The 12,074-nt window shown below is 64.5% G+C and carries 6 protein-coding genes; 3 read left to right on the top strand and 3 right to left on the bottom strand.

What is annotated here, in order from left to right; genetic code table 11:
• Positions 1 to 300: 300 nt before the first annotated feature.
• Complete coding sequence (locus OKA05_RS29140) at positions 301 to 3,534, bottom strand: DUF3616 domain-containing protein (protein ID WP_264490757.1); 3,234 nt, start codon at positions 3,532 to 3,534, stop codon at positions 301 to 303.
• Positions 3,535 to 3,737: 203 nt separating this feature from the next.
• Between OKA05_RS29140 and OKA05_RS29135 the strand changes: the two genes are divergently transcribed.
• On the top strand, positions 3,738 to 5,672 hold the full coding sequence (locus OKA05_RS29135) for a beta strand repeat-containing protein (protein WP_264490756.1): 1,935 nt from the start codon (positions 3,738 to 3,740) through the stop codon (positions 5,670 to 5,672).
• Between the two features lie 119 nt (positions 5,673 to 5,791).
• On the top strand, positions 5,792 to 6,766 hold the full coding sequence (locus OKA05_RS29130; RefSeq protein WP_264490755.1) for a DUF3472 domain-containing protein: 975 nt from the start codon (positions 5,792 to 5,794) through the stop codon (positions 6,764 to 6,766).
• A gap of 249 nt (positions 6,767 to 7,015) precedes the next feature.
• Here the strand turns inward: OKA05_RS29130 and OKA05_RS29125 are convergent, their stop codons facing one another.
• Together OKA05_RS29125 and OKA05_RS29120 are read right to left on the bottom strand one after the other, a co-directional pair.
• Positions 7,016 to 9,346, bottom strand: coding sequence for an arylsulfatase (locus tag OKA05_RS29125; protein WP_264490754.1), 2,331 nt, complete (start codon positions 9,344 to 9,346; stop codon positions 7,016 to 7,018).
• A gap of 708 nt (positions 9,347 to 10,054) precedes the next feature.
• Positions 10,055 to 10,282, bottom strand: coding sequence for a hypothetical protein (locus OKA05_RS29120; protein WP_264490753.1), 228 nt, complete (start codon positions 10,280 to 10,282; stop codon positions 10,055 to 10,057).
• 169 nt (positions 10,283 to 10,451) lie between these two features.
• On the opposite strand from OKA05_RS29120, the gene OKA05_RS29115 reads away from it, so the two are divergent.
• Entirely contained in the window at positions 10,452 to 11,396 is a 945-nt protein-coding gene (locus OKA05_RS29115) for an AraC family transcriptional regulator (RefSeq protein ID WP_264490752.1), read from the top strand.
• The last annotated feature ends 678 nt before the right edge of the window (positions 11,397 to 12,074 follow it).

Here is a 12,074-nt window from a genome sequence, read left to right as displayed (position 1 = left end):
GATCCGCCACCCGACCTCGATCCCGCTGGTGAAGAAGATCACCCTCGATCTAACAGATGCTTAAAGGCATTGGAATTCATTCCGCCCGGAAGGACCAGTTGCCCCGCACACCAAGCCGGGCCCGCGCCAGTCGTCGGAGACCCGGACTGCGCGCAGCCCTGCGGTCGCTCGATGCCAGCAGCCCTGCTGCGGGGAAGCACCGGGTGCATCCGTCGTCACCAACACGGCGTAGGTGGAGAACCACGAACCGAGCGAAACCGACGACACGAAATTTCACAAGATGCTCCGCACCCAGCAACATCACTTCCTCACCACCCGAACGAAGCCCTTACCGGCAGCGAGCGGGACCTGCACGGTCTTGAGATACCCCGTCGCAGTAAAGCCGGAGCCGTCAACGGGCGTGAACACATCCAACGCCGTGGAGGTCTCAAGCTCATACTCCAGCCCAGGGAAGGTGGGAAAGCTGAATGAGTAAACGGGCAAACCGGTGCCTTCTTCGTTGGCCACTTGCACGAAGCCGGAGATGGCGAGCCGCGAGGCCGGGTTGGCAGGATCGGTCATGTCGGCGATCTCCTCGGCGTCGGTCTGGCCATCGCCGTCGCTGTCCCTGGTGGCGTCATCGGTGCCGACATTCAGGCCGAGGGCCGGCTCGAGACGGTCGTCGATGCCATCATGATCCGAGTCGGTGAGAGCGAGTCCGAGCAGGGCGAAGGATTCACAAGCACCGGCATCGGGCAGACCGCCGAGCGTGCGCGGCAGTCCGCGCTGATCGAGCGCAAGCAATGAACTGCCGGCGGCATCGATCGCGGGTGATCCCGGCAGCGGCGGCATCACCGGTGTGGCGCCGCCATAGGAGGCGAGCGGGGCCAAGCGCGGATCGCCCGAGGTGAGATTGTGGCTACCGGTGAAGGCACCAGCCACCTGGGTAGGACCGGTGTTTCCGGTGAGGATCGAATTCCGCACCTCCGCAGTGCCAGAGACGATCGAGAGCCCCGCACCGTTCACCGTAGCGGAGTTCCCCGCGGCGGTGACATGATCGAGCACCAGCGAGCCACCGGTGAGATGGATCGCCCCGCCGCGGTTGGCGGCATGGTTGTTGGAGAGAGTGACATTCGCAAGCTCCAGGCTGCCGCCGCTTTGCGCGATCGCACCGCCATCGGTGCCCGCGTCGCCACCGGCGAAGGTGCAGCCGGTGATGCTGACATCGCCACCGCCATTGAGCAGGATCCCGCCACTGCCGGTGGCAGTGCCATCGATGAGATTCAGCCCGGCAAGCGAGACCGGCACGCCCGCGGCGATGTCGAAGACACGGCTGGCGTGATTCCCCGAGACCGTGATGCCGCCGGGCAACGCGCTGGCGGAGATAGAACCCACGCCATCGAGCGCCAGCGGACCGTGCAGCAAGGTGATCGTGGTGCCGGAGAGCGCGGGAGCGAAGGTGATGGTATCGCCGAAGCCCGCCGTATTCACCACTTCCCGCAAGGAACTCCCCGTGCCGGGGATCACGTTGTTCTCATCCACCAGGGTGGTGACGATGCGCTCAGCGCCGATGGTCAGCAGATCGCTGCGGGACTTCGCGAAGGCACGCGTGGCGAGGTCCTTGCCGACGATGCCATCGTTATAAAAAACCGTGGTGCCATTGTCCTGCAGCACCTGCACCTGGCTGCCGGGAGTGAGCTCCGCCGGCGGATCGACGATAGCCTCGGGACTGCCACCGCCATTCGCTGCCGCGGCATCGAGCGAGGAACTGACGCGAACCGGCGCCGAGGCCGCATTGCCATCCCAGCGGTAGAAACTGAAGGCGGGCGAGAGCGATGCGCTTTCGCCCACCGGGCCGGCGAGGATGAGGATCGCCCCGGACGGCAGCGTCGCCATGCTGCGGATCGCGCGACCACCGAGATCGAGAAACACCGGCGCGCCGAATTGCATGGTACCCGACCCGGCATCCACCACGGTGCGGAAATTCGTGATCGGAATGACCAGGGCCCTGTTCCGCTGCGAGGTATTCTGAAGCGGCGCACGAAAGCCTAACAGAACATCACTCCCGCGGAGCGTGGCGGCCTCGATATTCAGACCTTCCGGATCGGTCGGCAGCACGCCGGACTGGGCGGAGGCGGAGAGCCGGAGCGCGGCGGCACCGAGACCGTGGCCATTGGCATTGTCCCACGAGATCAGGTTGTTCTTCAGGCCGGTGAATTTGTTCACGTAGGTGAGCGCGGTGGCAGCGCCCGTTCCGGACACATCATACGAGCAGCACATGTTCCGGGTGGGCTCGGTGTTGCCCTCCTTGTCATTCCCGTGGGAGCCGAGGAAGTAGAGGCGATTGCCAAAGCGGATGGTGGCCTCGAAGTCGGCTTCCTTCGCGAGGCCGAGATTGGCGTTCAGATCGAAGGTCTTGGCCGGTTGGTCGGACTGGCCGCGCGGGTAGAGGCGCAGGGTCTGGTCCTCGTCATTGGCAACCAGCATCCAGTCCGCATCGAGCGCGATGGCGGAGGAAGCGTCCGAGGCACCGGCATGATAGCGGGACGTTGCTGGCGTGGAGGATGGCGCCGAGACCGCGTAGTTCACCACGTAGGTGGTGTTATTTCCCTGCGGATCGGCCACCGTGACGGTGAGGGTGGTGTAGCCGGTGCCGAGTGGCTGCAGCGTGAGCGCCCATGTCACCTGGCCACCGGTGGTCTGCGGGGTGAGGCTCGCGGTGGCCACGGCCGGGTGGCTGCTGCTGACCGTGGCGGTGAGATTGGCATCCGCGGTATCGCCATCGGAGGGCGAGATGGAAATCGCGGTGAGCGCGGCATCCGCGGTATCGCCGCGGGCGGAGCAGAGCGAGACCGGATTGGTCGGCGGGATGGAAAGCGAGGAGGACGAGATCGCCAGCACCGGCGTCTGGCCGGGAGGCTGCGTCGAGCCACCGGCAGAGAGTTCGATGTTATCCAGGATGAGGCTCTTGTTCACCTCCGTGCTGTCGGAGTCAGCAGCCCATTTCTCCAGGCGCACGATGACATTCGCCTGGCCATTCAAGGCCGCCGGCAAGGTGATCGACTTCGTCTTCCAGGTGTTGTTGTCGGTGATGGTGAACTTGGTGGCGGAGGACCAAGAACTCCCGCCATTGGTGCTGTAGAGCCACTGCATTTCCTTCTCCGCATCGTCGTTGTCGTTGCTGTGCTTGTAGTCGAAGCGGAGCGCGAGAGAGCTGCGGCCGGTGGCATTGAAGGCGATGTCGAGCTGGCCATCCACGGCCTGACCGCTCTTCTTGAAATCCGACCAGCCGATTGCCTTGCCGGCCGGCTGCGCGATGCCGGCGAGATCGGCGTAGGCCACGCCGGTGGCGCCACTACTATGAATATCGGAGTTCCGGATGATGACGGCGGGAATGCCGGTGAGGACTTCCGCTGTAGCCCCGACGGCGGAGCCACTGGAAAGACCGGAGAGCGAGGAAAACGACCAGATCGCAAGCTGGTCCGCAGCATGGAGGCCGGCGATGGGGAGGAGCGTGAGGAGGAGGAAGGGAGCTCGCGAGCCGGGGGATTTCATGGGCGGAGGGCGCGGACGCTGGCGAGCGCATCGCAGCGCGGGAAAGCAAATGCGGTGACAATCGTGGAACAGGACGAGCCGCGAAATCCTGCGCTCTTCGCGGGGTGGCACAATGGTCACACTTCGCCCATCGCGCGAGTTCTCCGCCAACGGCTACGGATGCGCGGCTTCTCCCCCGCCTCCCGCCTTTCTTCGTCTCCACGATGTCCCCTCACCGCCCCTGCTCGCGTCCGCGTTCGCCTTCCCGCTCGATCGCATTTCACACCTCCGCCGTGCTGCTGCTGTCCGCCGTGGCCATGGGCCCGGCTGCGGCACAGACGACGCTGGCTGCGGGAGATCTACAGGTGCTGGGAGCGACCACGGATTCCGATGACTCGTTCTCATTCGTGCTGTGGAAGGATATCACCTCCGGCACGGTGATCCGCTTCACGGACCGGAGCTTCACGAATGCCACCACCAGCATGCTCAACGATGAGCACGACATGTCGCTCACCTTCAACAGCGCTCTAACGGCGGGCACCGTCATCCGGCTGGTGGACTCGGGAACCACGCTGGTGAACGGTGGCACTTTCACCGGAACCAAGAGCGGCAGCCTGAGCGGGGTCTCGGCCGATGGCGACCAGATCTTCGCCTACCAGGGCACGGCGCTCGGGAGCGGCACGAACTTCACCGGCCGAACGCTGCTCTATGGCTTGAACGCAGGGAACACGAGTTGGGTGACCAGCGGCACGAGCGCGAATGCATCCTTCCGTCCCGACGCGATCACCGGCACCGACCTCAGCCTGGACTCCGGCAACTTCGACAACGTCGACTACACCGGGGCGCGCACGGGCATGACGACCGCCGCCTACCGGGCCGCCGTCGCGAACCTCGACAACTTCACCCAGAACGACACCCGCTCCGACCTTGGAACCGGTGCCTTCACCAGCACCGGCTCGGTGAACCTCACCTGGGACAACAATGGCAGGACCGCCGGCACCGGTGGCAATGGCACCTGGGACACGACCACGCAAAGCCGTTTCTCTAACAGCGCGAACACCACCTTCCTGCACTGGGTGAATGCATCCATCGCGAACGGACACACCGCCGTCTTCGGCGGCACCGTGGGAACGGTGAGCGTGGCCAGCGGCGGCGTCACCACCAGCGGACTGCAGTTCGATACCAACGGCTACGTGCTGCAGAACAACACCGTCACCCTGCTCGACTACGATGGCGCAGGCGGCGCATCCCCGGCGCTGACGGTCGGCAATGCCTCCCACACCGCCACGGTGAACTCGACGCTGGCCGGCACCTCCGGCCTGACCAAGTTCGGCGCGGGCACCGCAATCCTGGGCGCAAACAACAGCTACTCCGGCGGCACCACGATCTCGGCCGGTACGCTGCAGGTCGGCAATGGCGGCACCACCGGTGCGCTCGGCTCGGGTGCGGTGACCAACAACGCCGCCCTCGTCTTCAACCGTTCTAACAACTTCTCCGTCTCCACCGACATCGGCGGCACCGGCACAGTGCGAAAGACCGGCGCCGGCATCATGGACATGCTCGGCGTGAACGACTACTCCGGCACTACGACCGTCGATCAGGGAGCGATCAACATAACCGGCTCCGCGGCCAACAGCGCCTTCACCGTGAATGGCGGCGCGACCGTGACCGGCGGCGGTGCGATCGGCAGCGTGACGGTCAAAAGCGGCGGCACGCTGAATCCCGGCGACACCGGGGTCACCGGCTCGCTCGCCACGGGCAGTGTGACCATGGAAGCCGGCAGCATCTTCCAACTCGCCGCCAACACAGCCACCGCTGGCAGCGGCTACGATCAGCTCAACGCAGTCGGCTCGGTCTCGCTCGCCGGAGCACTGGAGATCGTCGTGAATTTCACCCCGCTCGATACGCAGCGTCTCTTCATCCTCACCAATGACGGCACGGATGCGATCAGCGGCACCTTCACCGGCCTCGCGAATGACTCCGTCTTCGACATCGGCGGGCAGGATTACAAGATCAGCTACTTCGCCAACAGCGCGAGCAACAGCATGACCGGCGGCAACGACATCGCCCTGCAAGCAGTGCCGGAACCGGCTGCCGTCATGCTCGCCAGCCTGGGCACACTCGGCCTAGCCCTCCGCAGGCGCCGGCATCTGGCGTGATCAGCGCCAGTAAGCCGCCCCCGTCGGCAGCGCACTCCATTGCGCCAAAATCCTCAGGAAAATACTTAAAAGATTACTCCTGCCGCCGTCGCTTGATCATGGCTCACACACCACGCCTGATGACGACCGCTCCGCTCTCGCTCCCAAAAATCTGCCTCCTCACCCTCGCGTCCCTCACCGCCTTCGCGAGCGCCCAGGAGGATCCCTGTGCCCAGCCTTCGCCGAAGGAAATGGCGGAAGCCGCTGGCGTGAAGCTGCCGCGTTCCCCATGGCACGTCGCCAATATCTGGTGGGACTTCACCGGCAAGACCGAGCACTTCGAATCGCTCGCCATGGACGTCGCCATCGATCGCGACGTCCCCTCCACCTACAATCTCTACATCGCCCCCGTCGGCGTCGGCTTCATCAATGGCCTGCAATTCTACGGCGGTCTCCAGAGCAATATCAACGGCTGGGCCTCCAAGGAATCCCGCGAACGCATCCACCCCGGCAAGGGCGCGATCTTCTCCCGTTGGTCGAAGGACCAGAAGACCCCCATCGGCCTCGAACACGTCCACACCGCCGGCCCGGATTGCCTCGTCGAGAGCGCCGGTTACGAAGGCGAGTTCGCCAGCGTCCGCCGTCCCTTCGCATGGACCAAGGGCACCTACACCTACGAGATCGTCAAAGGCGAGACCGAGAAGGCCGAGGGAGACAGCCCCGCCAAGACCTGGTTCCACTGCCGCGTCACCGACAGCACCGGCAAGGTCCACCCGGTCGGCAGCATTCGCTTCGAAGGCGATGACTTCACCTTCTGGGAAAAGCACTCCGCCTTCGTCGAGGTTTACAGCACCGCGAAGATCCCCTCGTCGAACATCCCCAAGGTAAACGTCACCTTCGGCTGGCCACGCCTCAATGGAAAGAAAGCGCCGCTGAAGAATGCCAGCGCCTACTACCCCCACGACAGAGGCCCGGCGGCACCCGATTGCGCCTGGGTCAAGGCCGATGGCGAGAACTGCGTCGTCGAAGTCGGTCCCATCTTCAAGCGCGACGAAGCCAAGCGGAGACACCCCATCGACATCAAGCTCCAGGAGCAAGCCACCGCGCCCAAGTAGTCGGCCCGGTTCCGAATTCCTCTGTCCGGGTTTTCCTAATGGCGCTCGGAGCGGACCGGCTCGGTGGAACCTCGGCCACGGAAGAGGAAGAGAAGAACCAAGCAGTGGATGGGATGGATAGGATCGAAATCCTCGGGAAGTCCGAAGTGAGTTCAATCCCATCCCATCCATCCATCCTGTCCTCCTCCCCCCAACAGCCACAGCAATGCCCGCCGTCCGCATGACAGACGACGGGCACAATGATAAACCCTACTTCTGCTCCACCGTCACCTTCACGATCTTCCCGGTGAAGGTACTCGGCAGCCCCGGCTTGTAATCCGGCGAGACATTCGTCTCCGCATCGATCCCCACATCAGCCCCCTCATCCGCGGAGAAGGCAAAGGGCTGCGTCTTCGGGATCTGCGCCTCCGCCACCTTCTTCCCATCCACGCTCAGGATCGACTTGCCACCGGTCCCAGGCTTCGCCGAATCCGGAATGAACTCATACCCGATCACATGCTTGCCCGGAGCCAGCGCCGCATCGCTGCCGATGTTCGTCCGCTCCAGCGCGAACCAATTGTACTCGTGGTGCGGCTTTCCGTCCTTCAGGTAAAGCGTCCAGCCACCGAAGTAGCCGGCCTGCGCGATGATCACACCTTGCGTCTTGTCGTCCTTGATCTCGATCTCCGCCTCGATCGTGTGGTGCACGCCCTTCACATTGATGAAGGCATTCTCCATCATCCCGATCATCCCCGGATAGACCGTCAGCGACTTCCGTCCGCCGAGCAAATCGGGCCGCCCGGCGATCGCGGGGTTGAAGCGCTCGGCGCGGCGGTCGTCGATCGGGAAGACATGATTGCGGATGGCCTCCTTCTCAAACACCGCCTGGAGCTCTTTGAGCTTGGCCGGGTTCTTGTCGGCAAGATTCTCCGCCTCGCTGAAATCCGCGTCCACATGGTAGAGTTCCCACACATCGTCCTTCAGCGCGGGGGACTTCGCTGCCATGTCCCAGGGAATTGAGTGCCGCGTGCAAGCGACCCAGCCCTCATGATAAATGCCACGATTGCCAAACATCTCGAAGTACTGCGTCTTCCGCGTATCGGCGGCCTTCGGCGCGTCGGCCGAGTAGAGCATCGGCACCCCATCCATCGGCCGCTGCTTCACCCCATTCACCGTCTTCGGCTCCGGGATCTTCGCAGCCTCCAGCGCCGTCGGTGCGACATCGATGACGTGGTGGAATTGACTGCGGATCTCCCCCTTCGCCTTGATCCCCTTCGGCCAATGCATCACCATGCCATTGCGCGTCCCGCCGAAATGCGAGGCCACCTGCTTCGTCCACTGGAAAGGCGTGTTCCCCGCCCATGCCCAGCCGATCGCGAAGTGCGGGAAGGTCGTCGGGCCGCCCCACTCGTCGATGTGGCCCATCATCTGGTCCGCCTTGCCGATGATTCCATTGAGCGCCATCATCTCATTGTAGGTGCCCTCCGGTCCGCCCTCCGCGCTCGAGCCATTGTCACCCACGATGTAGAAGAACAGCGTGTTCTCCATCTCGCCGATCTTCTCGAGCTGCGCGACCAACCGGCCCACCTCGTGGTCCGTATGCTCCGCGAAGCCCGCGAAGGTTTCCATCTGCCGCTCGAAGAGCCGCTTCTGCTCCGCGCTCATCCCGTCCCACGCCGGGATCTCCTTCGGCCGCGCCGTCAGCTTCGTCTCCGCGGGAATGATGCCCATCTTCTTCTGCCGCTCGTAGGTCTCCTCGCGCAGCTTGTCCCAGCCGCTGTTAAACTGCCCCTTGTACTTCTCGATCCACTCCTTCGGCGCATGGTGCGGGGCATGCGTCGCCCCGGTCGCAAAGTACATGTAGAAGGGCTTCTGCGGCGTCAGCGAGTTCTGCGCGCTCACCCACTGCACGGCCTTGTCCGTCATATCCACCGTGAAGTGGTAGGTCGGCGATAGCGCCGGCTCCGCGCGTGCCACTCCATCGAAGATCGCCGGTGCCCACTGGTTCGTCTCGCCGCCGATGAAGCCGTAGAACTTGTCGAATCCAGAGCCCGTCGGCCAGCGGTCAAAGGGCCCCGACACCGAGACCTCCCACGGCGGCGTCTCGTGATACTTGCCGAAGGCACCCGTGCTGTAGCCGTTCTGCCGCAGGATCTCCGCCAGCGTCGTGATCTCCTTCGGCCGCACCCCGGTATTGCCCGGGAAAGCGGTCGCCAGCTCCATGATCGCGCCCGCATTATTCGCGTGGTGATTGTGCCCCGTGAGCAGCGCGGTCCGCGTCGGACTGCACAGCGCCGTCGTGTGGAAACGATTGTAGCGCACCCCGTTGTTCGCCAGCTTCTCAAGCGTCGGCATCTTGATCGGCCCGCCGAAGGCCGAGCTATGGCCGAAGCCGATGTCGTCGATCAACACGATCACCACGTTCGGCGCGCCGTCCGGCGCCTTCACCTCGAAGCGCGGCGGTGCCTTCGCATCGCGCGCATCCAGTGTGCTGATCGACTCCGGCTCCGGCTCTGCGATGGGGAGCACGCTGCGGTCGGGCGGAGATTGGGCAGAAGCAGTCGCGGCGAACGCGAAGCCAAAGAGGATTGCGGTTTTCATGAAAGTGGTCGGGATTACGTCGCCAAGCTTTCTGACACCCCCCGCCCCCGACGGGTATTGCACCAAGGTACAACGCCCCCTCCTCACGCCCACCGCCCCGCCCCATCCACGCGGCGCAGCCGCCCTCGGACGCTGCGGTCATCCGCAGCCTTCGAATGCAGGGAGAAGACCGCCTTTTCGAACAGCCCGAAGCGATTCCCGCGCTTCCATCCCGCCTCTTCCTCTTCGTAGCGGATCGACTTCGTCGTTCCGGCTGGGTGCGCGCCGCGACAACCCAAACGTCGTCCCCGCCTCCACGGTTCGTCTCCCCACAACACATCCCCACCCATCGGGACGAGCGCAGGTTCCCCCCCGAGACCCGGCGCCCGCCCCTTGGTTTCTCCCCCCCGGGAAAAATAGCATGGATGCGATCGCATGAATCCAATTCGGCGGCCGTCGATGCCTTGATCACCGCACCCTTGGATTCGATTGCGACCGACCAGTAACCCGCCTCCCCTCCACGCGAAAGTCCACGTCCTATCCGGAAAACGACAATCGCCAGCTCCCCGGATGCATCACGGAATCTGTCGATCAAGGGACAGGACTGCAGAACTGCCTTTCCCTCTGCGTCCCTCCGCGGCCTCTGCGTCTCCGCGGTAAACTCAACTCCACCACCAACAACGACTCCAGCCTCCATCCCACCGCCCTCACCACAAGACCCACCCCCCCTCACAAATCCCCGGCCCCCATCCGGGCCCCCATCCGCCCTTCCCCCGCCACCCTCCGCCATGCCCGCAACCCTTGCTCGAAGACTTCCACGTCCCCCGCCAGCACCTCCAACCGTTGCCGCAAACGCACCTCCGCCGCACCGGCATCCACATCCACCAATTCCTCCTCGCCACCCGCTTCCCGAGAGCGCCCCAGCAATTCTCCGACGAGTTTCCACTCGTCACTCACAGGTTGATGGACGGCACGCTGCAAGTGGACCTTATACACCACCCGCCCTCCCGAAGGGAAGCCCGCATTCTATCCGAAAAACGACAATCCGCGGCTTCACACGAGAACCCCTCTCGTCTAGGCTGCCCAGGATGCCCACCGGCACCAGAGCGAGAAAACCGGTGCTGCCATGAACCCTCCCATCATCCGGCAATCGCTGAACCTGACCGGCTTCGATCCCGACCACCTCGCGGAGATCGTCCATGGCGGCAGCTTCGAGCACTACATCCTCACCCGTGCCGACTGCGATGTCCGGCACGACCGCTGGGTGTGCGGAGACTTCTCCATCGATGTCGGCTGCTACAGCTTTCCCGCCCGCGTGCTCGGCGTCTTTCCGCCCGGTCGCCACAGCCTCGGCTACATGCGCTACCTCTCCGGACCCACCTGGGTGAATGGCTTCGAGTGCCGCATGGATACACTCCAGTTCTACCCCTCCGGCTGCGAGCTGAACTACCGCGCCGCGCCGCAAGGCCAGTGGGTCGTCATCGAATTCACCGAGGCCGCCCTGCAACGCAACGCCCGCGAACGCCTCGGCCGCGAGCTCGACCTACCCCTCGACGGCGTCACCCGCTTCAATGTCCCGCGCGAAGAACTGCTCGTCCTCGACCGCATCATCCAGCGCTCCATGCGCGGATCGGACACCACCCCCCCGCTGGTCGAGCCCATCCTCGGAGCCATCGCCGACCTGGTCTGCCACCTCCCCGGCGACGATTCGCTCACCACCCTCGCCCGCCAATGGCGCCACCGCGAATACGTCCTCCGCCGTGCCGACCGCTACCTCCTCCAGCACCTCGACAAACCCTTCGACGCCCCCGCCCTCGCCGCCGCCACCGGCACCACCGGCCGCACTCTCCAGCGCTACTTCCTCGATGCCTACGGCCTCACCCCCCGCGAGTGGGCCCGCTGCCTCGCCCTCCATCGCGTCCGCGGCCGCCTCCGCACCATCGACGCCGCCCGCTTCAGCATCGAAGGCATCGCCCACGAATGCGGCTTCCGCCACATGGGCCGCTTCGCCGGCTACTACGCCAACCTCTTCGGCGAATCCCCCTCCGGCACCTTGGCCGGCGCTGTCTGAGCCCAACTACTAGGCCTCCAGTAGCCCGCCCCTCATCTCCATCTCCGTAGGCGCGGTGGTAACACCGCGGACCGCGGAACCCACCGACCCAGCCCGCCCCACCCTGGCCCCATCGTGCAAAACCTCTGTTCCGATCCCCGCGATCCCGGAGGGATCCCAGCAAGTAGCCGGTGGTCGCAGCCGCGCAGCGGCGGAGACCACCGGACCCAACGAACCCGAAAGGAATCCCGGAGGGGATTCCAGCCGGGCCGGAAGCACACCGCGGCGTCTAACAATCTTCACTGGGTCGAAACGAGGACGAGGATACCAGCCGCCTCCGCCGTTCATGCCCAGCTTGAACCTCACCCCCGCCACCCTACGTCATCGCGTAATATCCCCCGGCATGATTCCTGCCACCATGGGACCATCAGCCGACCGGTCTTCCCCGGGGTTTTGAGTGCTGGTTCTCATTCAATTGGTGCAGCCCCTTCCGGTCCTCTCCCCGGAAGGGGCTTCTTCTTTTAGAGTGAAGTGGTCCACACCCCCATGGTGGTCCGCACGCTCCGCGTGCGGCCGAAGCAGTTCACCCGGCCCACGGAAACCCTTCACCCCATAAGGAGCGGGGACGAATGGCACTTACTTAAGGCCGATTTCGTTGAAAATTAGAGACGGAAAGCCGGTCCTGGCAGGGTTTGAAAG

Origin of the sequence: Luteolibacter arcticus, from assembly GCF_025950235.1 — a bacterium.
Lineage (GTDB): Bacteria > Verrucomicrobiota > Verrucomicrobiia > Verrucomicrobiales > Akkermansiaceae > Haloferula > Haloferula arctica.
The sequence above is the reverse complement of the archived record's forward strand: the minus strand, read 5'-3'. Positions and strand labels throughout refer to the sequence as shown.

Bases quoted from the DNA above. Each gene is read 5' to 3' on its own strand.
- OKA05_RS29140 (WP_264490757.1), bottom strand. From the start codon at position 3,534: ATGAAATCCCCCGGCTCGCGAGCTCCCTTCCTCCTCCTCACGCTCCTC.
- OKA05_RS29135 (WP_264490756.1), top strand. From the start codon at position 3,738: ATGTCCCCTCACCGCCCCTGCTCGCGTCCGCGTTCGCCTTCCCGCTCG.
- OKA05_RS29130 (WP_264490755.1), top strand. From the start codon at position 5,792: ATGACGACCGCTCCGCTCTCGCTCCCAAAAATCTGCCTCCTCACCCTC.
- OKA05_RS29125 (WP_264490754.1), bottom strand. From the start codon at position 9,346: ATGAAAACCGCAATCCTCTTTGGCTTCGCGTTCGCCGCGACTGCTTCT.
- OKA05_RS29115 (WP_264490752.1), top strand. From the start codon at position 10,452: ATGAACCCTCCCATCATCCGGCAATCGCTGAACCTGACCGGCTTCGAT.